A 24,304-nucleotide genomic window follows, 5' to 3' on the forward strand; every position below is an offset into this window, starting at 1 on the left:
TATGGCAATACAAATAGGCGATAAGGTTCCCGAGTTTTTGGGGACCGATCAAGACGGCAAAGCGGTAAAGATGAGTGACTATAAAGGGAAAAAAATAGCGCTCTATTTTTACCCGAAAGATAATACGAGCGGTTGCACGGCGGAAGCATGCAGCTTACGAGACGGCTATCAAGCCTTACAGGCGAAAGGCTTCGAGATCATCGGAGTAAGCAAAGATAGCGCCAGATCGCATCAAGGCTTTATACAAGAGCAAAACTTACCTTTCCGCTTAATAGCGGACACGGACACGACCTTACAGGAACAGTTCGGTGTGTGGGCTGAGAAAAAAATGTACGGACGTTCATACATGGGGACTCTCCGGACTACCTTTATCATCAACGAGGAAGGTATTGTTACCAATATCATCGGACCGAAAGAGGTGAAGACAAAAGACCATGCAAATCAAATCCTTAATTTGTAAGTGACACATATGGCAAAAGAAGAAAATTTGTTCGAAGGAAAAGCGAAAGAAGAAGGTGGTAGACCAGCCGCTAACACGGATAAGCTAAAGGCTTTACGCGCGGCTATGGATAAAATCGAGAAGAACTACGGAAAAGGTTCGATCATGAAACTAGGCGATGAAAGCATCGAGGATATCGAGGTGATACCGACAGGATCTATCGCTCTGAACGCGGCGCTGGGCGTAGGCGGATATCCGAAAGGACGTATCGTCGAGATCTATGGACCGGAGTCTTCCGGTAAGACAACCCTGGCGATCCATGCGATCGCCGAGGCCCAGAAAAAAGGAGGTATCGCCGCGTTTATCGATGCGGAGCATGCCTTTGACCGTTTCTATGCTGAAAAGTTAGGCGTTGATGTAGAGAACCTATGGATCTCCCAGCCGGATAACGGTGAGCAGGCCTTGGAAATAGCCGAGCAATTGATCCGTTCATCCGCCGTAGATATCATCGTTATCGACTCCGTAGCCGCTTTAACTCCTAAGGCCGAGATTGAGGGTGATATGGGAGATAGCAAAATGGGTCTGCAAGCTCGTTTAATGTCGCAAGCCCTTCGTAAGTTGACGGCCGCGATCAATAAGACGAACACGACCTGTATCTTCATCAACCAATTGCGGGATAAGATCGGCGTAATGTTCGGAAACCCGGAAACGACGACAGGTGGTAACGCATTGAAGTTCTACGCTTCAGTCCGTTTGGATATCCGTAGCATCGGGAAGCTGAAAGATGGCGATGAGATCAAGGGTAACCAAGTGCGTGTGAAAGTCATAAAGAACAAGGTGGCTCCTCCATTCCGCAAGGCAGAGTTCGATATCATGTTCGGTCAAGGCATCTCCCGTTCCGGCGAGATCATCGATCTTGGTTCCGAACTGAATATCATCAAGAAGAGCGGTTCATGGTACAGCTACAATGACACCAAATTGGGGCAGGGTCGTGACGCGGCAAAACAATGTATCGAGGACAATCCCGAATTGGCAGAGGAATTATCCGAATTAATATTTGAGGCATTAAAAGCCAACAAGTAATTTGCGGGGACGGGCAAACCCCGTCCCCATACGAAATTGTAATGAGTAATAAAGACAAATATCGTTTACTTTGTAATACTGAAAAAAACATACCGATCTTCTCACGTGACTGGTGGTTGGATACGGTTTGCGGAGAAAAAAAATGGGATGTCTTGCTTATAGAACAAAAGGGAAGGATACAGGCAGCCCTCCCCCTTTATGTCCCCCATTCCGATATTGTCTCGATGCCTTCTTACACCCAAACGATGGGCCCTTGGTTCGCCGCAAGTTCCTCCGACACGAAATATACGACCGAGTTAGGACGACGTCAAGAACTGTGCGAACAATTCACGGAAGAACTAAAACGCTATCCACACTTCCTGCAGAATTTCAATTATGACATTACGGATTGGCTTCCGTTTTATTGGGCGGGATATAACCAAACGACACGTTATACCTATTTATTAAAAAATATCCGGGATCATCAAGCGGTATGGGAGAATATGAGCCCCAACATCCGGCGAAATATCACGAAAGCGCGGAACAAATACCATATATCCGTAAAAAAAGGGATTCCCTTGGATGAGTTCCTGACCGTACAGTCCCAGACATTTGACCGCCAGCACCTGCGGATCAAGGAAGACACGAATGTACTGAAAGATTTGATCGCCACATGCCGGCAAAAAGGACAAGGTGATTTATGGGGAGGTTATGACGAGCAAGGCCATTTACACGCGGCCGCTTTCATCGTATGGCAAGATCGATCGGCTTACTATCTCGCCGGAGGAGGGAATCCGGCGTATAGAGGCTCCGGAGCGCAAAGCTACGTCCTGTGGGAATGTATTCATTTCGTCTCTCAATTCACGGCTTTGTTTGATTTCGAAGGATCCATGCTCCCCGGCGTAGAACGTTTCTTCCGGGAGTTCGGAGCTATCCAAACCCCGTTTTTCACAATATCTAGAGGAAAATTGAGTTTATTAGATAGAGCGCGCGTTAAACTAAGTAAATGGATATGAAAGATCGCACTTTACATTATATCATACGTTTTCTTGTAGGAGATGACGCCCCGAGCGAATTGGTGGAAACGATCGGGTACACGGCTGATCCCTATAAATTCGACCGGTATAACGTCGTCATTATTCCATCCGGCTTCTTCGATGGACAAACATACGGGACTCCCGCATCCTTACCGGAACTTCCCTTGCGGGAGGTTCAAGGTATCCCTTTGTTATTCGGCTCGCCGAAAGAGGAATGGGTAAGAGATACATGGGTGGTTCACGCCGATATCATCGCGAGCACCTATTTCCTCATTTCCAGATACGAGGAGATGGTACGACGTGGACTTCGGGATGAGCATGGAAGATTTCCCGGTAAAGAATCCTTACCCTACCGGGCCGGTTTCTTGCATCGTCCGATCGTGGATGAATACCGCATGCTGCTTCATCGTTGGTTGCGCCAATCCCGGTTGCGCGTACCCGAGGTAAAAAAGCAAATCCGGAAGATCTACCTCACACATGACGTAGATTCTCCGACTCTATATCGTTCGTGGAAAGGTTTGATACGGTCTATTAGAGACAGAAGAGGTCTATATAAATCCTTTCAAGGTAAATTCGGTTCCCTTGAGAAAGACCCGTTTTATACCTTCCCTTGGTTCTTCCGCCAGAATAGTATCCTTCAGGACCTGATCGGGAAGGAACAATGCCACCCTATCCTATTTATCCGGAACGGGGGTAAAGCCAAGCACGACAAACCCCATTACGATTTGAGGAATAAAGACATTCGTAAATTGATAAAAAGCGCTCTAGAGCATAATGTAACCATTGGTTTACATAGCAGCTACCAAGCGGGTACGACTCCTAGCCTTATCCGGAAAGAGAAAACCGGTCTGGAAGATCATATCGGCAAAAGTATTCGGTTCAACCGCCATCATTTCTTGGCAATCCGGGAACCGGAAGATATGGACCAGCTAGAGGCAGCCGGGGTTACGGACGATTTCACCATGGGGTACGCCGATGTCTCCGGGTTCCGGTTAGGGACTTGCTACCCGGTTCGTTGGATCAATCCGATCACCCGCCGGCTATCTCCTCTCCGATTACATCCGCTTATCATAATGGATTGTACCCTAGAGGAGGAGAAATATATGGGACTGGATTTTGACAGGGCCTTAACCTATTGCCGGAATTTAGTAGGACAAGTAAATAACGTAGGAGGTGAGTTGGTTCTACTATGGCATAATGACTCCGTACAAGAAGGATCGGGAAGTTATTTACGTAAATTATACGCCCAGCTATTGACAGAATTAGCAAAGCAATGAAAACCATATACAATCCCTGTGTTCAAATAAACAAGAAAGAATGATTACTAATTGTAAAAACATTTTAGTCCTCGCCCCGCATACGGATGATGGGGAGCTTGGGTTGGGGGGAACCATCTCACGCTTGATAGAAGAGGGTAAGAAAGTGACCTACGTGGCTTTCTCCACCGCACAGCAATCGGTTCCAGAGGGTTTCCCGAAAGATATCCTAAAGACAGAGGTCAAGCAAGCGACCCAAACCTTAGGTATAGTACCGGAGAACCTAATCATATACAATTACGAAGTAAGAAAACTGGGATACGCCAGACAAGAGATATTAGAGGAGTTAATACGCCTGAAAAAAACGTCCGATTTTGATCTGGTCTTCATCCCTAGCTTACATGACATCCACCAAGATCATACGACGATCGCCCAAGAGGGTCTACGAGCGTTCAAAAACACGAATATATTAGGTTATGAGCTAATATGGAATAATCTAACATTCAACACGCAATGTTTTGTAAAGTTGAAAGAGCGCCATATCGACACAAAAGTAGAATCATTGAAAGCCTATAAATCGCAAGGAGCGAGAGATTATCTATCCAAGGACTTTATCTACTCATTAGCCAGGGCCCGAGGCGTCCAAGCCGGATGTACCTACGCGGAGGCGTTTGAAGTCGTTCGTCTATTCCTATAACACCGATTGAATCCATGAATAAACTCCTTATCATATGTGATATGTTCCCACCCGCTTTCGCCCCCAGAATGGGATATCTATGCAAATATCTGACACGCATGGGGTGGGAAGTTACCGTAGTGACGGAATACATAGAAGACAATACCTTCGAATTTCTTACGGGGTACGCGGATGTGTATTGCGTCCGCTATTACAAAACTTCAGGAAAGATCTCAAAACATATTGAATGGATGTGGATCATGTTTCTAGACATCTTGTTCGGCTATAAAGACACGCGAATAATCAACGCATGCATCCCCTTAATAAGGGCCAACCGGTACAAGGGAATATTGTGTAGCACGTACCGCACCTTCCCTTTAACCGCCGCCAAGACGTTAGCGGCCCACACCCACCTCCCTTTCGTCGCGGATTTACGAGATATCATTGAGCAATACGCCTCCAACGAATACATCTCGCATAAATTCCACACGTTCCCATGGCTAGACGCATTCATCACAAAACGATTTCGCAAACGGTTACTTAAAGAGCGGAATAACGCTTTGGAGGTAGCGGATTGTGTAACAACCGTATCGCCTTGGCATGTGGAGGTACTCAAACAATATAATCCCAACGTAAAACTGATTTATAACGGATTCGATCCCGAGTTATTCTATCCGCGACAAATCAAGACCTCCCGGTTTATCATTACCTATACCGGACGGTTGTTAAGTTTAGCGATCCGAAATCCATCGTTATTATTTGAGGCCATCGCCCGTCTCACGAAGGACAAGATCATTGTCCCCGAAACTTTTCGAGTCGTATGGTATACCGATCAAGCGTCCCGCTCCATCATCCGCCAAGAGGCCGAACGACATGGGGTACAATCTTTCATGGATTATCAAGAGTATGTACCGGCGTCCGATATTCCCCTCATATTGAACAAAAGCTCGGTGTTGCTTTCTTTAACGAATAAGTTTGACACGTCTGGCCCAAAAGGCTTCATGACAACCAAGTTCTTTGAATCGCTCGCGGTAGAAAAGCCCATCTTATGCGTACGGAGTGACGAGGCTCACCTCGCCGATGCCATCAAGGAGACCCACTCCGGATTGGCCGCTACCCACGTAGACGAGGTATACGATTTCTTGAGACATTACTATGAGGAATGGCAGGAAAAAGGATATACGACCTCACCCATCGATCGGGAGAAGTTATTGAATTACTCCCGGAAAGAACAAGCTAACCAATTCGTGCGTATATTTGAGGAGATTTAAGTAGATGGACAAATACCTCAATATAGTATCGTTCAATATACCTTACCCCGCCAATTACGGAGGGGTTATCGATGTGTATTATAAACTGGAAGCCTTGCGTGCTTGCGGCGTGAAACTCCTATTACATTGTTTCGAATATGAACGTCCGCACGCACCGGAATTAGAAAGCATTTGCGACAAGGTTTTCTATTATAAACGCCGTACCGGGGTAATCGCTAATTTAACATGGCTTCCTTACAACGTATACAGCCGGAAAGATCATCGCTTGATCGAGCATCTTTTGCAAAATGATTATCCGATCTTATTCGAAGGACTCCACTCCTGTTATTATATGAACGACCCCCGTTTAAGAAACCGGATGAAGATATTCCGGGAGTGCAATATCGAGCATGATTATTATCGCCACTTGGCAAAGTCGGGCAAAGGATTGATTCGCAATGCCTTTTTCAGGATCGAGGCCATGCGCTTCCAAGCCTATCAGAAAATAGCACGATGCGCAAATCTGATAATCGCCGTATCCACGACAGACGCAGACTATTTACAAAAGCAATTTCCTGGTCAAAGGATCGAGTTCGTCCCTTGTTTCCACGAGAATAATCAAGTGACGGCCGAACCAGGGAAATCCGATTATATTCTATATCATGGCAAGCTATCCGTTATCGAGAATGAACGAGCCGTGTTATTTCTCATCAAGCATGTTTTCAGCCAATTAAAACACACTTGCATAATAGCGGGCATGAACCCGACCCGTTTGATACGAGAGGCAGCCGCCCCTTACCCGCATATAAAAGTAGAAGCAAATCCCAGTAAGGAACGTATGGACAAATTGATCCATAACGCACAGATCCATATGCTGATCACATTTCAAGGTACCGGCTTAAAATTGAAGCTTCTGAACAGCTTATTCGCCGGAAGGCATACGATTGTCAATCATCTCATGCTAGCGGGTAGCGGATTAGATCCTTTGTGCCATATCGCCGATACGCCGGACGAGATGATACGGACTTGTGAACGATTAATGACCCTACCTATAGATAAAGAGGCGATAGATAAGCGAAAACAATTATTGCTCCCTGCTTTTTCCAATAAAGATCAGGGGAAACGTTTATACAAGATGATATATGATGAAAGAGAATAGAAGTGATTTATTACATACATTAACCGAGCGTTTAAAAGCGATTGACTATAATAAATTACCGATCAGCGATTATAATAAACGATACATCGGCAACCTAAAGCCAGCGTTAAGCTATTTCATGCATATATACGCAGATTGCCTACAAAGGGGACTTCAAACGATACAAATCCCTATCTCCGATGTCACGCTAATCGATTATGGAGGAGGAACCGGCTTCCTTAGTATTTTAGCGAAATCCATGGGAATAGGGCAAGTCATTTATATTGATCTTAACCCATCTTCCGTGGAGACGATCCGGCTATTGAAACAAATAATAGGAATAGGCCCCGATATCATGCTCCATGGAAATTCAGACGTTCTTGCGGACTGGTGTGCGGGGAACAAAGTCTGCCCCCAGCTTTTAATCGCTACGGACCTGATCGAGCATGTCTATGACTTGTCTTTGTTCTTCAAAGATTTAATCCATATAAACGATTCCATGTATCTACTATTCACGACAGCCTCCACACCATTCAACCCGTATGTCCAACAACGGTTACATAAGATGATGATCGGATGCGAAAGCGGGTCTTTGGAATCCCCAAACTATTATACCTTACGGAAGCAATTCATAACGGAACTTTGCCCGGATTTCTCCCAAGAAGAGATAGAGACATGGGTCCGACAGACGAGAGGCTTGACCTATCCCGATATCCAAAAAGCGATCGAGGAAAGGAGTTTACCAAACCCGGAAGACCCCTACAATACTTGCGATCCGGCTACAGGTAATTGGGTCGAGCGAATCCTTCCCATACAGGCTTATGAGGATTTATTAGCCCCTTACCAGTTCAAGCTTAAAGTAGAGAAAGGATTTTATAACGCCGACCGGAGCAACCCGGTTCTTTCCTTGATATGCAAAAGTGTCAACGCATTGATCCGCGACAGCGGCTCCTTTGGTTTTCTATTGGCACCATTCATCATTCTCTCCTGCGGCAAGGAGCGAGCAGATGCCGTCTAGCACATATTCGCGGGTCAAGTCCTCTGCTTTCAAGACTTGCTCGTTCCACTGCAATAAATCAATGTCTATCGGCACACGACCACAAGATTTATCTTCCGGCTTACGTCCGATGCGGCACTCTATATCTTTCAAGACATCCTTTATTCGCTCTGGACTTTTCTCGCTATACAAAACAGCTACTCGATTCAAAAATGTAGTTGATAATGGGCAATCGATCGGTTCCGTATAAACCGGCCGGGAAAACTGTATAAAAACAAAATGAGCACGCAGCATCTCCGCCGCGCGCTCCATATTTTTCTCTTTATCCCAATTAGAGCCTAAGCACAACAGGACCCGGTTCCGTTTATTCTCCATCTCCGGCTAAAAGCATTTAGTCATTCTTATGATTATTCAAGAATGTATTGATAAAACCGATCAACTTCACGAAAGAAGCGGAGAATTGCCCGGTATCGCTATTACGGATAGAGATATATTTCTCCTTGCCTTCCGTGGTAAATGAAACCTGATACATGATGTCCCCTAAATCCCGATTCGTCTCCTCCTCAAAGCCATAGGAGTCTTTCATCTTAAAAAAATTGCATTCTTGCAGAATCGGCTTTAAGGAAGCAAACTCATCGTCAGTCAATGTCCCCTCCATAATTTTAGGATCTCGCTTCTTGGCGAAATTGTCCATATAATAATTATACTCCTCGATACGGAATGTCTTGTCACTATCAAACAGAACCATTAGTTTGTAGTTATCTACACTCTCCATACTATAACTAAAAGAGAAATCCTTCAGTTCTTTTTTACAGCCTGTCAAACAAGCAGACAGAAGAACCAATAAGGTGGCGAACAAAGTAATTCGTAGTTTCATTTGTTTAAAGTTGAAATTTGTAGCGCAAATATAATACAACTCGTCCACATACGGGTGGTTTTCGACGTAAAAAGGCATCTCTATCTTAACTGCTTGATTTGCTCAATAGGAAGAGACAATTTCTGTGCGATTTGCCGCACATCCAATCCCTCTTGCTCCAACATCCGAATCATACCTCGAATAAGCTGATCTTTCTGTTGGATCGCTTGATCTTTCTGTTGGATCGCTTGATCTTTCTGTCGGATTAACTGATCCTTTTGCATGATAGCCGTGTCACGGGCCTCTATCTCCGAGAGAATCTCATCCTCCACATCCATCGAGCGACGGACATCCGGAGCGACTCCGGCCTTGAGCAAACGGGTCAATACTGGTACATCCTCCGCATGGAACAGGCTCTCGTCTATTTCCAGCAAATGATCGTTCCCTTCCAAGCGGAAATCCTGATCAAAGATATTCAACAAACGCTCCAGACGGTTGCGAGTCCTTTTCCGCAAGAACGGGATTTGTACGATGATGCTATCATGCGTCAGGCTCTCGATGAACTTATCCTTCCCCTCTATCACGTTATCCTCGTAATCCAGATAACGGCGACGGACATAGATGATCGGCTCTTTCAACTCGCCCAACGTATGACCCAAGATATAAATGGAGATTATCGGAAGCCCATATTGTGAATCCGGATCCTTGCGCACATTATCACGGCTCAAATACTGCGTACCCAAGTACTGGCGGAAACGAAGCGTCTCGGTAGGCAGCCACGTCTTCTGCAACTCTATCAAGACGAGATGCTCCTCCCCCTTCTCATCCCTGATCTTGGCAGAGAAGTCCATACGGAACAAGGAGATACCGGTACGTTGCACATTCGTATACTCGTGAGGGCGGATCTGGAGTTCTAAGAGCTCTTTCTTCAACAACGCAGACAACAATATATTGGCCACACGCTCATCCTCCATCATATACTTGAATACGGAGTCATAAATAGGATTCGCTATCAGTGTCATTGCTTTTCGGTTTTTGATTCGTGCCAAAGGTACGAATTTCCTGCTTATACCACATTATAACAAAGGCGTAAAAACAGGGGGATTCGTAAGACACCGGCATCACATTGGCGATCGAGGCCTGTCCAGGAAACACACTTCGCCTGGAAAAAACAAAATACCTACTTATAGGTATTGATGGTACAAAGTTTTCAAGCTACCTTCGCGTCACATTTAACAGGACATGAGATTATCAGAACTTCGCACAGGCGATAAAGGTGTTATAGTAAAGGTAATGGGTCGCGGGGCTTTCCGTAAACGCATTATCGAGATGGGGTTTATCAGAGGGAAAGAAGTGATCGTTATACAAAACGCCCCGCTCAAAGACCCTATTCACTATCGTGTAATGGGATACGATGTCTCCTTGCGACGCTCGGACGCCGCATTGATCGAAGTCGTTAGCGCAGGGGATTTCGAGAAGGAACAAGCCTCCTCGATACAAGATACGAACAGGAGCGCGGACTCTTTTATCTTGCCTTTCGAAAATGAATTACAGGCCATTGCATTCCATAAAGGGAAAACGATTAACGTAGCCTTGGTCGGTAATCCGAACTGCGGAAAGACCTCTCTTTTCAATTTCGCGTCCGGAGCACACGAGCATGTGGGCAACTATAGCGGCGTGACCGTAGATGCCAAGGAGGGAACCTTCCAGCAGAATGGCTATACCTTCCGCATCGTAGATTTACCGGGTACTTACTCCCTATCCGCTTACACGCCGGAAGAACTATACGTGCGCAAGCATTTGAATGAAGAGCAACCTGACGTGGTGATCAACGTCATCGACGCATCCAATCTGGAGCGAAACCTATATTTGACCACCCAACTGATCGATATGGACGTTCGCATGGTGATCGCCTTAAACATGTATGATGAGCTGGAACGCCATGGGAATAAATTCGATCACGAGTCCTTAGCGAAAATGATCGGAGCACCTATTATCCCGACCGTAAGTAAAACGGGCTTTGGCATAGCGGATCTGTTCAACCGCGTAATCAAGGTATATGAAGAGGAGGATCCTGTCATTCGTCATATCCACATTAATTATGGGGAGTCTTTAGAGAAAGGGATCAGCAACGTCAGGAAGACCTTGAAAAACAGCGTGGATATACCCAAAAGCTTGTCAAAGCGGTATTTATCCATCAAGTTATTAGAGGGAGACCGCGAGATAGAGGCATTTATCAGGACATTGCCCGGTTCCGAAACGATCTTCCAAGAGAGAGACCGTAATACAGCCCTCATAGAAAAGTTATTGCAAGAGGATTGTGAGACCGCGTTCACGAACGCACGCTATGGCTTTATTTCCGGAGCGTTACGTGAGACATACGAGCAAAACACGATCAAAGAGGCGACGAGTACGCAAATCATCGATCTATTCGTCACACATAAAGTTTTAGGCTTCCCGATCTTTATCCTGTTCATGTGGATCATGTTCGAGGCTACTTTCCGTTTGGGAGGCTATCCGATGGAATGGATAGAGGCATTGGTCGAGGTGACCGGTAATTTCGTGCGCGGCCATATGTCGGAAGGACCTTTGAAAGATCTTCTCGTGGATGGTATCATCGGTGGTGTAGGAGGTGTTATCGTGTTCCTGCCGAATATTTTAATCCTGTATATGTTCATATCATTCATGGAAGATTCCGGATATATGGCACGTGCGGCCTTTATCATGGATAAGATCATGCATAAGATGGGACTGCACGGAAAGTCGTTCATCCCCCTGGTGATGGGATTTGGTTGTAATGTACCCGCTATCATGGCCTCCCGTACGATAGAGAGCCGTAATAGCCGGATGATAACGATGTTGGTAAATCCGTTGATGAGCTGTAGCGCCCGCTTGCCGGTTTATGTGTTATTGACCGGGGCGTTTTTCCCGAAAAACGCCAGCTTTGTATTATTAGCTTTATATGTATCCGGAATCTTGCTGGCGGTTATCATGGCTCGTCTTTTCAAACGCTTCCTGTTTAACGAGGAGGATGTCCCTTTCGTAATGGAACTTCCCCCCTATCGGATGCCTACCGGCAAATCCATCATGATCCATATGTGGGAGAAAGCGAAACAGTACTTGCACAAGATGGGAGGTATCATCTTGGTCGCTTCCATCATCATCTGGTTCCTTGGGTATTTCCCCAGACATCCGGAGAGCGGGGATCCGTTTGACCGCCAAATAGCGGAAATCGAAAATACAGCGTCGGATTCTCAAGAGAAAACGGATGCGATAAAAAAGTTAGAACGCTTGAAGGCAATCGACCATCAGCAGAATTCGTATATCGGACGTATCGGCCAAACCATTCAACCGGTCTTGGCTCCTTTAGGATTCGACTGGAAAATGAGTGTAAGCTTACTTACCGGTATGGCAGCGAAAGAAGTTGTTGTCAGCACGCTGAGCGTATTATACATGGGGAATTCCGATGATGGCAACCAAGCGTTGCCGGAGCGTCTGAAACAAGACCGTGACACGGAGGGTAATTGGGTATTCACACCGCTCATAGCGATTAGTTTTATGCTTTTCGTCTTGATTTATTTCCCGTGTATAGCAACCATATCGGCTATTGTCAACGAGTCCGGCTCATGGAAATGGGGTATATTCGTCATCGCATATACTTGTGTCCTAGCATGGATCGTCTCTTTCATCGTTTATCAAACAGGAAATTTCTTTGTGGGTTTATTCAGCTAAGAACTTTCCTATTATCTTATTCAGTGGTATATAGAAGGCAAATTTATGGGTATGTGGCAAGATATAGCCGTTTGCGTGATTGGTATCTCGGTTATCGGGTACATCGCGTATAAGGTTTATCGAATGCTTACGAAACCGAAATCCGGCGATCCTTGCCGCGGGTGTAGTGGGTGTTCGTTAAAAAAAGAGGGCAGAATGAAAGAATAGTGAAATATTATGTATATTTGCGTTATTCTAATACACTATAGGTATGAATAACACGGCCTTACAGATATACGCTCTTTTTATTCTGCTGATCTTATCAGCGGGTTGTAAGGATGCTCGGGAAAGCCTCAACTTGCGTAGCGAAGAGAATGAACGTTTTTATTGGGAAAACAATAGGCTCGCGGCGCGGAGATTGGCAAAGATCATGTACAATCAGGCAGATAGTGGAAGTTATGAGCGTTTCAAGATCGTCCATATTTCGGATTCCCATTTATCCTCTTGGTCCCCGAGTAATAATTACGAGTTGCCTATAAATCTGCGACAATCCATCCAATTCGCCAATCAAAAAGAACTGCGGATCAATGCGATAACCGCCACGGGCGATTTTATCTCTATCGATATGAAAAAGAAGGCGAAAGAATATATGCGTTCATTTGTTCATTACCTTTATGATGAAAATCATGTTCCCACCTTTGTTTGTACGGGGAATCATGATAGTAACTCTGAACAAGAAATAGGTAGCACATTCTTATATAAAAATGAGATCAACGAGATATTATTCGCCAACAGTAATTATTTGAAGAATCGAAATAGCGCCGAGAACTATTACTATTCGGATGTAGCGAACCCGCAAGGAGGTACGATTCGCTTCATAGCCCTCGATATGTTAGACCAACCGGCATCCCAATACAATACCTTATCTTACGCCTATTTCTCCCAGGAACAGATAGACTGGCTTATAAACACCGCGTTGAAAAATGGCATGACAGACCATCATAGCGTCATTATCCTAACCCATTACCCATTTCAACGCCGCAGTGTAAATAACGATACCTATTTATGCGATGGGGATTATGTCCACTCGTGGAACATGATCCCCGAAATCATCGAGGCTTTTCGTACGCACGCCTCACTCGAGAAAGTATATCCCAACCAATTCAACCTAGAGCCCATCCATGTTAAAGCTGATTTCAGCGATCGCAAAGGAGAATTTGTCTGCTATCTAGGTGGACACATCCACTGCAATGCCTATTTTGACGTGACCGGGTTAGAAAATGAAAGTACAGAACTCGTTCCACAAAAAATGATCCTTTGTACCAATCAAGCTCCAAGTGAAACAGGTGTGGTATACAATAGAGTTATACGAGAAGAGAATAGCCTATCGAGTAACAGTTTTTGCATCTATGCTGTAGACACGAAAGAAAAGAAGATTTACATCACCTACTTCGGTGCCTATAAACCTTCTAATGACCGCGACTATCCGGAGATTCATACAATCTCATATAATTAAGATTTACCGGCCTATGCAATGATAGATAAAGCCTGCCTCTTCTAGCTCTGTCTTATCATAAATATTGCGTCCGTCCAAGATTAAAGGGGTGGACATCAATCTCTTGATAACAGACCAAGAGGGCATACGAAACTCTTTCCATTCCGTAACAAGCAACAGAGCGTCCGCATCTATCACGGTTTCATAAATATCTTTGCCGTATGAAATCATCCCTGCGGGTAAACGTCTTTGAGCCTCGGGAACAGCAACCGGATCATAGGCGGTAACAACACATCCCGCTTCTTTCAACTTCCTGATCAAGATTAACGAAGGAGCCTCTCGCATATCATCCGTTTCCGGCTTAAATGCCAATCCCCACAAAGCGATTCGCTTACCCTGTATATCCCCTCTAAAATGCTTCATTAATTTACGGAACAATATCGATTTCTGCTCCTCGTTTACAGCTTCCACCGCTTCCAGGATACGCATCTGATAACCACTGTTGGCCGCGGTCTTCACAAGCGCCTTGACATCCTTAGGGAAACAAGACCCACCATATCCACAACCCGCGTATAAGAAACGGCTGCCTATACGGGCATCCGTACCGATACCTTTACGTACCATATTCACATCCGCTCCCACTATCTCGCACAAATTGGCGATATCATTCATAAAACTGATGCGAGTCGCCAACATAGCGTTCGCCGCGTATTTCGTCATCTCCGCGGAAGGGACATCCATGAAGATTACCCGGAAATTATTTAACAAGAACGGACGGTATAACTTCGACATCAACTTTTGGGCACGTTCAGACTCAACCCCGACAACAACCCGATCCGGACTCATAAAATCCTTGATGGCCGCACCTTCTTTCAAAAATTCCGGATTAGAAGCGATATCAAATTCAATATCCACATTCCGCAAGGCTTGTTCCTCCTTAATCGCTTTCTTGATTTTCCGGGCAGTGCCTACCGGAACCGTACTTTTCGTAACAACCAAGATATATTTATTCATATAACGTCCTACCGTACGGGCAACCTCAAGCACATACTTCAAATCAGCGCTCCCATCCTCATCGGGAGGTGTACCCACCGCGCAAAACAGCACCTCCACCTCATTCAAGCATTCTTTCAAATCAGTCATAAAATGCATACGGCCAGCTTGCGAATTACGTGCCACCATCTCATCCAACCCGGGCTCGTAAATAGGAACTACGCCTTTCTTTAGGTTCTCAATCTTTGCCTTATCCACGTCCACACAAAAGACCTCAGTCCCCATTTCCGCAAAACACGTGCCCGTTACCAGCCCGACATAGCCTGTACCTACAATCGCTATTCTCATATATAATCTATCACTTATGTTTCCAGTGCATTTAAAAGGGATACAAAAGTAAGACTATTTCAAGAATTATACATAACTTTGGAGGCTTTTTTGGCATAAGTGTGAACGAAAAAAGAAGTCAACATGAAAATTATCTCTGAAAATCAGATTAAGGATTTAGGAATTACGCCTGCGACTTGTGTAGATTGGACGAAAGAAAGTTTCTCTATAAAAAACAAGGCTCAATTACCCGCAAAAATAAGTGTACATCCCCAAGGTAATGACTTTTTCACTTCCATGCCCTGCCTCCTGCCCCAAGAATTCTCTCGGTTTGGCATCAAGGTGGTTCATCGTATCGTAGGTGGCATACCCGTTTTAGGAAGCGATATCCTGCTCTACGATTCCAATACGGGAGAACTTTTAGCCTTAGTAGGTGGAGGTTGGATAACCGCTATGCGTACAGGAGCTGTCGCGACGCTCGCTATCCAAACATTAAAAGCTACCGATGCCACTACTTACAGTTTCATCGGCTTGGGAAATACCGCTAGAGCGACCATGTTATGTTTACTCGACAGCCAAAAAAACAGGCATCATACGGTTCAACTATTAAAATATAAGGATCAAGCGGACTCCTTTATAGAGAGATTCAAGGGTTATCCCAATGTTACATTCTCGATCATAAACGATATAGAGGATCTCATATCCAACTCAGATGTTATTATCAGTTGTATAACAGATGCGAACGACTTGCTCTGTCCAAAAAATGAGTTGTTTAAAGAAGGAAGCCTAGTCGTGCCGATACATACGAGAGGATTTCAAAATTGCGATCTCTTTTTCGACAAGGTATACGGCGATGATACGGATCACGTGAAGGGATTCCGTTATTTTTCCCAATTCAAACAATATGCCGAGCTAGAAGACGTTTTATCAGGTAGAACGGTTGGTAGAGAAAATGACCATGAACGGATATTGAGTTACAATATAGGTCTTGGTCTGCATGATGTTCTATTCGCGAGTAAAATTTACGATCGTCTATCTGCGCAATCTCCAGAGATTAAGATAGAAAGAGAGGTATCTAAATTCTGGATATGATATCAGTTTTCATATGCAACGTTCTATACAATAGAATCATCTTATAAGGACAGCCCCTCTTGGTTCAATACTGTCAGGTCTGTATTTTGATGGTAAAGTCGACAGGGGTATTGTTTATATAATTAATAAAAAGAAAGGTATGCAAGCGATTATATTAGCGGCAGGTATGGGCAGACGCCTTAAGGAATTGACACAAAACAACACGAAGTGTATGGTTAAGGTACATAATCAGACCTTAATCGAGCGAATGCTTAAACAACTGGCAGCCCTATCACTAAAACGTATAATAATCGTAATAGGTTATAAAGGGGATAAAGTTCGGGAACTTATCGGAAATAAGATAAACGACACCCCTATCCTCTATGTAGAGAATAACGTATATGATAAAACAAATAATATATACTCGTTATACCTCGCCAAAAACTATCTGGTAGAGGATGAGACCATCTTACTTGAATCTGATTTGATTTTTGAAAACTCGATTCTCAGCAAACTGATAAATCATCCTTATCCCAATTTAGCGGTAGTAGCTAAATATCGAAGTTGGATGGATGGTACCGTCGTACGATTGGATGAAGACAATAACATATTGAACTTCATCTCAAAAAAGGCCTTTCAGTTTTGTCAAAAGGATTTTTATTACAAGACCGTTAACATATACAAGTTCAGCAAGGAGTTTTCCACAAACAAATACATTCCTTTTTTAGAGGCTTACTGCAAGGCCCTCGGTAATAATGAATACTACGAACAGGTGCTAAAAGTAATCTCCTTATTGGATAAACCTGACTTAAAAGCTTTGACGATAACAACCGAAAAATGGTATGAGATCGATGACCAACAAGATTTAAATAATGCGGAAGCCTTATTCTCGGAGGGTAAACAAGCATTGTCCTTATATGGCAAGCGCTACGGTGGATACTGGCGTTTTCCTATGTTACTGGATTTCTGCTATCTCATCAATCCTTATTTCCCAAATACCCGATTGAAGGAGGAAATGAAAGCGAATTTCGATACCCTTCTTACCGAATATCCTTCCGGCATGCAAGAGAACGCCCAACTAGCTGCCCGTTATGCGGGTGTATCCTCCGAGCAAATCATCGTAGGAAACGGAGCGGCCGAGTTAATCAGCGGTTATATGCGTATGACCTCTGGCTATACAACAGGAATGGTATTACCCACGTTCGAGGAATACCCGAACCGTTTGGATCCGAAGCGACTGGTGTATTATACACCCAGCAACCAAGACTTCTCTTATACCGCTTTAGACATCATCTCTTTCTTTGATAACAAACCGATTGAGCAGCTTTTGATAATTAACCCGGATAACCCATCCGGCAATCTATTGCCTAAAGATGAGCTATTCGCGTTAGTCGAATGGTCCGAACGAAAAGGGATTCGTTTAATCGTCGATGAATCTTTCCTTGATTTCGCAAGTCCCGAGAGGAAACTTTCCCTGTTGGATAAAGAGCTTCTAAACAAATATCCTCATTTGATTATCATTAAGAGCATATCAAAGTCATACGGAGTCCCCGGATTACGATTAGGTTTTTTAGCATCGGGAAACAAAGATCTCATACGAGCGTTGAAAAAAGATATATCGATTTGGAACATCAACTCCTTCGCTGAATTTTATATGCAGATTTTCGTGAAATACTGCGATGACTACGATAAAGCCTGCCATAAATTCTTAAACGAAAGAGAGCGTTTTTTCCAAAATCTACAGGCAGTCTCATATCTTAGGGTCATTCCTTCCGCCGCAAATTATTTCTTGTGTGAAGTAACCGATACTTACACATCGGAGGAACTTTGTAGCTTTTTATTGTCGGGAAGTAATATCTTGATAAAAAACTGTGGGACTAAAGCAGGGTTCGAAGGGAAACAATATATCCGAATCGCTATCCGGAACAAGGAAGACAATGATAAGCTAATAGAAGCGCTGATATCATTGAATAAGAAGGAAGCTCAATCCGGTCTCTAATGTATGGAAACAGGTAAGAAGCTCAAGAACCCTATGATTGCAAATTTTATCTCCTTGGCGTTGCTTCAAGGAGTTAATTATTTATTACCTTTATTATCATTCCCTTTTTTATTCAGAGTACTCGGTGTAGAACGCTGGGGGCTCGTGACGTTTGGTTACGCCTTGATGCAATATTTCATCATGTTCACGGATTTTGGCTTTAACTTATCAGCCACGAAATATATCTCTGTGCATAAAACGGATCTAGGTAAAATCAACTCGTACCTAAATAGCACAATGATTGGACGTTTCTTCTTGTGTGGAGTCAGCTTCGCCATACTACTCATTCTGATCACTTGTTTTGATAAGTTTAAATCAGAGTCTTCTTTTTACCTCCTATATTTTGGCATGATCATAGGCAATGTTATGTTTCCTATGTGGTTCTTTCAGGGCATGGAGAATATGAAATACATTACGGTATTCAATATCGTAGCGAAATCATTAAGTTTCCTTCCATTTTTCATCTTCATTCGAAAACCGGAAAATTATATATACGTGCCGATATGCTATAGTTTTGGCTTTATTCTTGCCGGGATTGTCAGTATCTTTATCGTTTACTTCAGAATGGGAATGAAGTGGTACTTCACATCGATCGAAGAAATTAGCAACTCCTTAAAAGATAGTTCCACTTATTTTCTCTCCCGGGCCTCTACCTCTTTATTCACCACAAGCAACTCGTTTCTATTGGGATTGATTTGCGGGAACACGGCGGTGGGTTACTATTCGGCAGCAGAGAAGCTATATCAAGCTTACAACCAGCTATTGACACCATTCACTGGGATATTATTCCCGCATATAGCGAAAAGCCGGGATGTTTTGTTCTTCAAAAAAGTATTCTATAGAATAACATCCGCCAACTTCTTTTGCGTAGCAATCGTACTTCTATTCTCAAGTTACGTATTAAGATTTGTCTACGGGACAGTCGATCCGAATATCTTAGAAGTATTCCGGATACTTTTAATCGCTTGTTTCGTAACCATCCCCTCTATGTTACTAGGATATCCATTTCTGGCGGCTATGGGGCATCCTCTCTATACGAACTATACGGTTATGACTACCTCCATGGTACACATCACCGGATTAGCGATCTTGTATGTTTGCGGGATGATCACCCCTATCACGGTAGCCATGATGGTAGTCGCGTCTGAGACACTTCTTATCCTTTTCCGTATTTGTGGGGTGCGCAGATTCCGGCTATTCCAAGCGTAAGAAGCTGGGGCAAATTTGACAAGCGATTTAAGGAAAACATATCTTAGCTTCATCAACCAAGTATCTTAGGTTCGTCAGCGAAGTATCTTAGGTTCGTCAGCGAAGTATGTTAAGTTAGATAGAACCACGTAAGTAGTTTGAACTTAGGGTACGAGAGATCCACCTCCAAGCGTTTTTCAATAGGGAGAAAAGCAAATAAATGCAAAAAGGATAACAATACATAGTTTATTCCAAGAATAACCTATAACTTTGTTCGCTGGTACAAATTATATACAAGTTGCGCGATGCGTTCTTATTAAAGTATGATACAGCCTTTGATTAATAAACACTTTCTCAATCTGATTCTTTTTACCTTGACTTTTGGTATATTACTATACGATGCCATCGGATTTGATTATACAGATGAGATTTGTGCCTTATTCCTATTTATTTTATTTGGCATATATCTATTTTCCACATCGGGCTGGAACTTCAACAAGGCTTTTTTAACAACCATTGGTATTTTCCTATTCTACTTTTGCTATTCTATATGCATTGGCAGTAATACAAAAACAGCGATCATATCAGACATGTTAATTCAGATAAAGCCTTATCTCGCTTTTTTCTGTGTATATTCAATGATGCCAAGCCTCAGTGATTCCCAAAAAAATATCATGAAATCTATTTGCCTTCTATTTTGGTTTCTGTTGCTTTTGATGGGATTGGGGACTCTTGTAGAACCGAGGATTTTGTTTAAGCTGATGGGGCATCCTACTTATTATGCCGCGGCCGTGGTATGTGTTTCTTTTTGCTATTTATATTGCAGTAAATTCACCCGTTTAGAAAAGATCACATTCATTGCCTTGCTATCAATAGGCTTAATCTCCGGAAGATCTAAATTCTATGGCTTTTTTGCCCTAACCGCATTTATCACACTCTACTTTTCTAACATCAAGCAGTTTAAATTAAATGCTAAGAATATCACGATCCTATTACTTATGGTCACCGTGATCTTATTCGCTGCCAGAGAGAAAATATACTTCTATTTCTATCAGGCGATAACAAATGAGGTAGATAAAGACATGATCGCCCGTTATGTCCTATATACGACCGCCCCACAAATATTAATTGACTATTTCCCGTTCGGTAGCGGGTTCGCCAGCTTCGGGACATTTTCTTCGGGAGTATATTATTCAACTATCTATTCGAAATATGGCATTGACGGGATATGGGGCATGAGTAAAGATTTTTACAATTATATAGCAGATACTTACTACCCTTCCTTAGCCCAATTTGGTGTTGTAGGGATCATCTTATACATCACGTTTTGGGTTTACATTTTAACGAAGGCGATACAATTTCATAGGAAGACTTATAACATGAAGTATTTGTCTATGGTATTGATGATCACTGGTTTCTTTATCATAGAGGGTACTACCGACTCAACATTCACAACGCATAGGGGCTTTTTTGTCCTTATGCTATTAGGTTTGATATTATCAGATTTGAAGAACGGGGTGACAGATATAATTCATCCGGACACAAAAGAGTTACAAGATGAGAATACTTCAGATAAATAAATATTTTTTCAAAAAGGGAGGTGCGGAAACCGTCTTTTTCAACACGATCCAGCTCCTCGAGAGACATGGGCACACAGTTATCCCATTCAGCCTTAAGAATAAGAAGAACGAACCATCTCCTTATGAGCCGTATTTTGTAGACTATCCTGAGCTATCGGAGTCTTCTCTACCCCAGAAAATAAAGAATTTACCTGCTTTTATCTATAACAAAGAGGCCGCACGTAAATTGGAGCTGTTGATCCAAAAAGAAAAACCGGACGTAGCGCATATACATCTCATGTTTAATAGTATGTCTGTATCGATCCTACCAGTCCTCAAGCGATACAATATTCCCGTTATTATGAGTGTCCACGACTATCGTTTAGTCTGTCCCGCATACACATTCACGGATGGGAAAGGGAATTTTTGTGAGCGTTGTAAGACCGGGAATTACTACAATTGCATAACACACAAATGCTCAAAAGGTAGTCTTATCAACAGTTTCATGTTGAGTATGGATAGTTATTTCCGGTCAAAATTCTATTCTCCGATCGATTACATCAATCGATTTATATTTGTCAGCAAATTCTCGATGAACAAGCATATTCAAGTAGAGAACCGATTCAAGGATAAATGTACCTATCTGTATAATTTTACCCCGAAGGTAAAAGATTACAGCTCGACAAAAGGAGATTATATCTTTTTCTTTGGAAGAATATCCGAGGAAAAGGGTATCCTCACCTTATTGAATGCGATCAAGCAAGTTCCTGATATAAAATTAAAATTAGCGGGAACCGGGCCTTTATTGGAGCGACTTAAGTCTCAGTGCCCTCCCAACGCGGAGTTTCTAGGATTCAAACAAGGAGAAGAACTGCGGGAACTTATTCACAATGCCTCTTTTGTTGTAGTCTCATCCGAATGCTATGAGAATAACCCGATGACAATCATTGAATCCTATAGGATAGGGACTCCCGTCATTGGTAGTGATTTGGGAGGAATACCGGAGCTGATCATTGAAAACGAGACTGGATATACATTCAAGCCAAAATCATCCGATGACCTAAAAGAAACGATTACAAAGGCTTGTTCTATATCTGAGGAGGCCTATGCGAGAATGTCGGAGGAGGCGAAGAAATTCGCGATGGATAACTTCTCGGAAGAAAGCCATTATCAAAGACTCATCAAAAACTATCAACTCATTATCGATCAGGATAAGCGATGAAAAATGTTTATGTGTTTGGGACAAGGGGTTTCCCGGATGTACAAGGAGGCGTAGAGAAGCATTGTGAGCGACTTTATCCGGAACTGACTTCTAAATATAACATTTCTGTATTCAGAAGGATTCCATTCGTAAAGAAAAATGCGGGAAAGGTATATAAAGGCATCCGATTCATAGATCTGCCTTCTACACGAATAAAAGGATTTGAGCCTTTTTTCCATTCATTCTTGTGCACTATATATTGTATTGTTAAGAGACCGGATATCGTACATATCCATAACATTGGTCCCGGAATGTTCATACCACTCCTTAAACTCGCCGGGTTAAAAGTTGTCCTTACGTATCATAGCGCGAACTATGAGCATAAGAAATGGAATTACCTATCCCGAAAAATATTAAAACTCAGCGAATGGATAGCTGTTAAGGGTTCTACAGCCGTAATCTTTGTCAACAAGAGGCAAATGTGTCTTTTCAATGATAAAATCCAGCGTAAATCCACTTATATTCCGAATGGAGTATATCGCAAGCGACTAGCGACAAGGACTGATTATATAGAGAAACTTGGGTTACAACCTCAAAAATATATTTTAGCTGTCGGACGCATTACACAGGAGAAAGGATTTGACTATCTCATTGATAGCTACGTACATTCGTTACCTCATGACTTCAAGCTTGTTTTGGCTGGAGGCGTAGACCATAGCTCCTCCTATTCGTCCGAGATCAGTAAAAGAGCCCAAAAGCAGCATGTAATCATGCCCGGATATGTGGATGGAGAATTTCTAAGACAATTATACTCCCATGCCAGACTCTTTATATTACCTTCTTATAATGAAGGCTTCCCATTAGTACTTTTAGAAGCGATGAGTTACCATCTACCTATATTGGCAAGTGATATACCCGCTAATAAATTACTTGAGTTAAATCCGGGAGACTATTTCAAAACAGGGGATGCTTTGGATCTATCGAAGCACATAAAACAAAAACTGGCTCAAGGATTTACCCGGGTCGACTATCCACTCAACGAGTACACGTGGCGGAATGTCAGCGACAAAGTAACCACTATCTTTGACAAGATCTAAAAAATATCCCTCAAAATAGCCACATCGTATTTTGAGGGATATTTTTATATAATTGGCTTTATCTCATGAGCGTGCCGCGCGGCCAAACGCTGCTTCTCAGGAGGTGGAGTCATATAATTGGGCCCATATAATGTCGTTAGATATACATCCGGTCTATGAGGCGCGAAAAACGTTGAATCCTCAAAGTCTATCTCTATCACAGGAAAGATATCGTCAAATCGGAAATATCTTTTCCACAAGGTATCAAAACCATGGCCAAGGCGACAGTCTGTACCCAATCCCCGGTTCTTATCAATGAGTCTCTTCGCAAATTTCATATATTGAAGAACCAGTTTATGGAATACGGGATGAAAAAAAGCCAATATCTTTTTATCGATGGACTCATCCTTGAAATATATCGCATCCAGACTCTTACATATAAACGTATTATAGACCTTCACCATTTTTTCAAACATAAAGGGTAATCTCCGCTTATGATAACGATCCATAGGAAATATATCTATAAACAATCCCTTCTCACACTCTTCATCCTCATATCCCGGAGATAATATAAAGCTTTTCTTGTCTCTAACCTTACAAGGTAGAGGCAAATAATGGTAATGAGGATCCGTCTCTCGAGTCTGCAACATCATATCTTCCGGGAGCTCATTCACGGCAATCTTTACGAAACGCTCATAATCCTCACGAATCATACAGATATCCAAATCATCATCCCAAGGTATGAAACCTTTATGGCGAACCGCGCCCAATAAGGTACCCGAACACATCCAATAAGAAATATCATGCTCCCGACATACATAATCAATAATCTTAAGCATCCTCAACATCACTAATTGCGCTTGACGCAATACGGTTTCTCCTTCTTGACGATTGTCAGGATATAGCTTCGAGAAATCAACCACGCTCATAAGAT

At 43.0% G+C, this 24,304-nt stretch carries 22 protein-coding genes; 17 read left to right on the forward strand and 5 right to left on the reverse strand.

Annotated features, from left to right (window positions below; translation table 11 throughout):
• The first annotated feature begins 1 nt into the window (after position 1).
• The 8 genes from bcp to G7Y39_RS00530 are packed head-to-tail and all read left to right on the forward strand — an operon-like array spanning position 2 to position 7,876.
• On the forward strand, positions 2 to 460 hold the full coding sequence (bcp, locus tag G7Y39_RS00495; protein ID WP_165154015.1) for a thioredoxin-dependent thiol peroxidase: 459 nt from the start codon (positions 2 to 4) through the stop codon (positions 458 to 460).
• A 9-nt stretch (positions 461 to 469) separates the two neighbouring features.
• Positions 470 to 1,522, forward strand: coding sequence for a recombinase RecA (gene recA, locus G7Y39_RS00500; RefSeq protein ID WP_165154017.1), 1,053 nt, complete (start codon positions 470 to 472; stop codon positions 1,520 to 1,522).
• Between the two features lie 41 nt (positions 1,523 to 1,563).
• Entirely contained in the window at positions 1,564 to 2,517 is a 954-nt protein-coding gene (locus G7Y39_RS00505) for a GNAT family N-acetyltransferase (protein ID WP_165154019.1), read from the forward strand.
• Complete coding sequence (locus G7Y39_RS00510; protein WP_370520346.1) at positions 2,508 to 3,815, forward strand: polysaccharide deacetylase family protein; 1,308 nt, start codon at positions 2,508 to 2,510, stop codon at positions 3,813 to 3,815. Before G7Y39_RS00505 ends, G7Y39_RS00510 begins: the two co-directional genes overlap by 10 nt.
• 40 nt (positions 3,816 to 3,855) lie before the next feature.
• On the forward strand, positions 3,856 to 4,491 hold the full coding sequence (locus tag G7Y39_RS00515) for a PIG-L deacetylase family protein (RefSeq protein ID WP_165154023.1): 636 nt from the start codon (positions 3,856 to 3,858) through the stop codon (positions 4,489 to 4,491).
• 14 nt (positions 4,492 to 4,505) lie between these two features.
• Positions 4,506 to 5,741, forward strand: a complete 1,236-nt coding sequence (locus G7Y39_RS00520; RefSeq protein WP_165154025.1) for a glycosyltransferase — start codon at positions 4,506 to 4,508, stop codon at positions 5,739 to 5,741.
• 4 nt (positions 5,742 to 5,745) lie between these two features.
• A complete protein-coding gene (locus G7Y39_RS00525; protein WP_165154027.1) occupies positions 5,746 to 6,879 on the forward strand; it encodes a glycosyltransferase family 4 protein in 1,134 nt (377 codons plus the stop codon).
• Positions 6,863 to 7,876 (forward strand): SAM-dependent methyltransferase, encoded by a 1,014-nt coding sequence (locus G7Y39_RS00530; RefSeq protein WP_165154029.1) that lies wholly within the window; start codon positions 6,863 to 6,865, stop codon positions 7,874 to 7,876. The genes G7Y39_RS00525 and G7Y39_RS00530 overlap by 17 nt, the downstream gene beginning before the upstream one ends.
• On the opposite strand, the gene G7Y39_RS00535 is transcribed toward G7Y39_RS00530, so the two are convergent.
• From G7Y39_RS00535 to G7Y39_RS00545, 3 genes are all read right to left on the reverse strand, one after another.
• Positions 7,820 to 8,230, reverse strand: coding sequence for a 2-amino-4-hydroxy-6-hydroxymethyldihydropteridine diphosphokinase (locus G7Y39_RS00535; protein WP_165154031.1), 411 nt, complete (start codon positions 8,228 to 8,230; stop codon positions 7,820 to 7,822). The two genes, G7Y39_RS00530 and G7Y39_RS00535, sit on opposite strands and share 57 nt — an antisense overlap.
• Positions 8,231 to 8,246: 16 nt before the next feature.
• Positions 8,247 to 8,732: a hypothetical protein gene (locus G7Y39_RS00540; protein ID WP_165154033.1), complete on the reverse strand. Its 486-nt coding sequence runs from the start codon at positions 8,730 to 8,732 to the stop codon at positions 8,247 to 8,249.
• A gap of 80 nt (positions 8,733 to 8,812) precedes the next feature.
• On the reverse strand, positions 8,813 to 9,733 hold the full coding sequence (locus tag G7Y39_RS00545) for a hypothetical protein (RefSeq protein ID WP_165154035.1): 921 nt from the start codon (positions 9,731 to 9,733) through the stop codon (positions 8,813 to 8,815).
• A gap of 220 nt (positions 9,734 to 9,953) precedes the next feature.
• Between G7Y39_RS00545 and feoB the strand changes: the two genes are divergently transcribed.
• From feoB to G7Y39_RS00560, 3 genes are read left to right on the forward strand one after another with little or no spacing between them, the layout of a single operon-like run.
• On the forward strand, positions 9,954 to 12,443 hold the full coding sequence (gene feoB / locus G7Y39_RS00550; protein ID WP_165154037.1) for a ferrous iron transport protein B: 2,490 nt from the start codon (positions 9,954 to 9,956) through the stop codon (positions 12,441 to 12,443).
• A gap of 51 nt (positions 12,444 to 12,494) precedes the next feature.
• The gene (locus tag G7Y39_RS13790) at positions 12,495 to 12,650 is read left to right on the forward strand and encodes a FeoB-associated Cys-rich membrane protein (protein WP_165154137.1); all 156 of its coding nucleotides are present in this window, start codon (positions 12,495 to 12,497) and stop codon (positions 12,648 to 12,650) included.
• A gap of 43 nt (positions 12,651 to 12,693) precedes the next feature.
• Positions 12,694 to 13,938 carry a metallophosphoesterase gene (locus G7Y39_RS00560; RefSeq protein ID WP_165154039.1) on the forward strand — a complete coding sequence of 415 codons (1,245 nt, stop codon included), beginning with the start codon at positions 12,694 to 12,696 and terminating at the stop codon, positions 13,936 to 13,938.
• Positions 13,939 to 13,941: 3 nt separating this feature from the next.
• Here the strand turns inward: G7Y39_RS00560 and G7Y39_RS00565 are convergent, their stop codons facing one another.
• Entirely contained in the window at positions 13,942 to 15,258 is a 1,317-nt protein-coding gene (locus tag G7Y39_RS00565) for a UDP-glucose/GDP-mannose dehydrogenase family protein (RefSeq protein WP_165154041.1), read from the reverse strand.
• Between the two features lie 123 nt (positions 15,259 to 15,381).
• On the opposite strand from G7Y39_RS00565, the gene G7Y39_RS00570 reads away from it, so the two are divergent.
• The 6 genes from G7Y39_RS00570 (at position 15,382) to G7Y39_RS00595 (ending at position 23,391) form a co-directional block, all read left to right on the forward strand.
• On the forward strand, positions 15,382 to 16,329 hold the full coding sequence (locus tag G7Y39_RS00570; protein WP_165154043.1) for an ornithine cyclodeaminase: 948 nt from the start codon (positions 15,382 to 15,384) through the stop codon (positions 16,327 to 16,329).
• Between the two features lie 139 nt (positions 16,330 to 16,468).
• A complete protein-coding gene (locus G7Y39_RS00575; RefSeq protein ID WP_165154045.1) occupies positions 16,469 to 18,307 on the forward strand; it encodes an aminotransferase class I/II-fold pyridoxal phosphate-dependent enzyme in 1,839 nt (612 codons plus the stop codon).
• A gap of 33 nt (positions 18,308 to 18,340) precedes the next feature.
• Complete coding sequence (locus tag G7Y39_RS00580) at positions 18,341 to 19,555, forward strand: oligosaccharide flippase family protein (protein ID WP_241159924.1); 1,215 nt, start codon at positions 18,341 to 18,343, stop codon at positions 19,553 to 19,555.
• A gap of 302 nt (positions 19,556 to 19,857) precedes the next feature.
• Entirely contained in the window at positions 19,858 to 21,114 is a 1,257-nt protein-coding gene (locus G7Y39_RS00585) for an O-antigen ligase domain-containing protein (RefSeq protein WP_165154049.1), read from the forward strand.
• Positions 21,092 to 22,315, forward strand: a complete 1,224-nt coding sequence (locus G7Y39_RS00590; protein ID WP_165154050.1) for a glycosyltransferase family 4 protein — start codon at positions 21,092 to 21,094, stop codon at positions 22,313 to 22,315. The genes G7Y39_RS00585 and G7Y39_RS00590 overlap by 23 nt, the downstream gene beginning before the upstream one ends.
• Positions 22,312 to 23,391, forward strand: coding sequence for a glycosyltransferase family 4 protein (locus G7Y39_RS00595; protein WP_165154052.1), 1,080 nt, complete (start codon positions 22,312 to 22,314; stop codon positions 23,389 to 23,391). The genes G7Y39_RS00590 and G7Y39_RS00595 overlap by 4 nt, the downstream gene beginning before the upstream one ends.
• Positions 23,392 to 23,435: 44 nt before the next feature.
• Here the strand turns inward: G7Y39_RS00595 and G7Y39_RS00600 are convergent, their stop codons facing one another.
• Positions 23,436 to 24,299 (reverse strand): phosphorylcholine transferase LicD, encoded by an 864-nt coding sequence (locus tag G7Y39_RS00600; protein ID WP_165154054.1) that lies wholly within the window; start codon positions 24,297 to 24,299, stop codon positions 23,436 to 23,438.
• Between the last annotated feature and the right edge of the window lie 5 nt (positions 24,300 to 24,304).

This window comes from Parabacteroides sp. ZJ-118 (assembly GCF_011038785.1).
GTDB lineage: Bacteria > Bacteroidota > Bacteroidia > Bacteroidales > Tannerellaceae > Parabacteroides.

What these genes read in the sequence shown, in the direction of transcription:
- bcp (WP_165154015.1), top strand. Translation starts at nt 2, where the DNA reads ATGGCAATACAAATAGGCGATAAGGTTCCCGAGTTTTTGGGGACCGAT.
- recA (WP_165154017.1), top strand. Translation starts at nt 470, where the DNA reads ATGGCAAAAGAAGAAAATTTGTTCGAAGGAAAAGCGAAAGAAGAAGGT.
- G7Y39_RS00505 (WP_165154019.1), top strand. Translation starts at nt 1,564, where the DNA reads ATGAGTAATAAAGACAAATATCGTTTACTTTGTAATACTGAAAAAAAC.
- G7Y39_RS00510 (WP_370520346.1), top strand. Translation starts at nt 2,508, where the DNA reads ATGGATATGAAAGATCGCACTTTACATTATATCATACGTTTTCTTGTA.
- G7Y39_RS00515 (WP_165154023.1), top strand. Translation starts at nt 3,856, where the DNA reads ATGATTACTAATTGTAAAAACATTTTAGTCCTCGCCCCGCATACGGAT.
- G7Y39_RS00520 (WP_165154025.1), top strand. Translation starts at nt 4,506, where the DNA reads ATGAATAAACTCCTTATCATATGTGATATGTTCCCACCCGCTTTCGCC.
- G7Y39_RS00525 (WP_165154027.1), top strand. Translation starts at nt 5,746, where the DNA reads ATGGACAAATACCTCAATATAGTATCGTTCAATATACCTTACCCCGCC.
- G7Y39_RS00530 (WP_165154029.1), top strand. Translation starts at nt 6,863, where the DNA reads ATGATGAAAGAGAATAGAAGTGATTTATTACATACATTAACCGAGCGT.
- G7Y39_RS00535 (WP_165154031.1), bottom strand. Translation starts at nt 8,230, where the DNA reads ATGGAGAATAAACGGAACCGGGTCCTGTTGTGCTTAGGCTCTAATTGG.
- G7Y39_RS00540 (WP_165154033.1), bottom strand. Translation starts at nt 8,732, where the DNA reads ATGAAACTACGAATTACTTTGTTCGCCACCTTATTGGTTCTTCTGTCT.
- G7Y39_RS00545 (WP_165154035.1), bottom strand. Translation starts at nt 9,733, where the DNA reads ATGACACTGATAGCGAATCCTATTTATGACTCCGTATTCAAGTATATG.
- feoB (WP_165154037.1), top strand. Translation starts at nt 9,954, where the DNA reads ATGAGATTATCAGAACTTCGCACAGGCGATAAAGGTGTTATAGTAAAG.
- G7Y39_RS13790 (WP_165154137.1), top strand. Translation starts at nt 12,495, where the DNA reads ATGTGGCAAGATATAGCCGTTTGCGTGATTGGTATCTCGGTTATCGGG.
- G7Y39_RS00560 (WP_165154039.1), top strand. Translation starts at nt 12,694, where the DNA reads ATGAATAACACGGCCTTACAGATATACGCTCTTTTTATTCTGCTGATC.
- G7Y39_RS00565 (WP_165154041.1), bottom strand. Translation starts at nt 15,258, where the DNA reads ATGAGAATAGCGATTGTAGGTACAGGCTATGTCGGGCTGGTAACGGGC.
- G7Y39_RS00570 (WP_165154043.1), top strand. Translation starts at nt 15,382, where the DNA reads ATGAAAATTATCTCTGAAAATCAGATTAAGGATTTAGGAATTACGCCT.
- G7Y39_RS00575 (WP_165154045.1), top strand. Translation starts at nt 16,469, where the DNA reads ATGCAAGCGATTATATTAGCGGCAGGTATGGGCAGACGCCTTAAGGAA.
- G7Y39_RS00580 (WP_241159924.1), top strand. Translation starts at nt 18,341, where the DNA reads ATGATTGCAAATTTTATCTCCTTGGCGTTGCTTCAAGGAGTTAATTAT.
- G7Y39_RS00585 (WP_165154049.1), top strand. Translation starts at nt 19,858, where the DNA reads ATGATACAGCCTTTGATTAATAAACACTTTCTCAATCTGATTCTTTTT.
- G7Y39_RS00590 (WP_165154050.1), top strand. Translation starts at nt 21,092, where the DNA reads ATGAGAATACTTCAGATAAATAAATATTTTTTCAAAAAGGGAGGTGCG.
- G7Y39_RS00595 (WP_165154052.1), top strand. Translation starts at nt 22,312, where the DNA reads ATGAAAAATGTTTATGTGTTTGGGACAAGGGGTTTCCCGGATGTACAA.
- G7Y39_RS00600 (WP_165154054.1), bottom strand. Translation starts at nt 24,299, where the DNA reads ATGAGCGTGGTTGATTTCTCGAAGCTATATCCTGACAATCGTCAAGAA.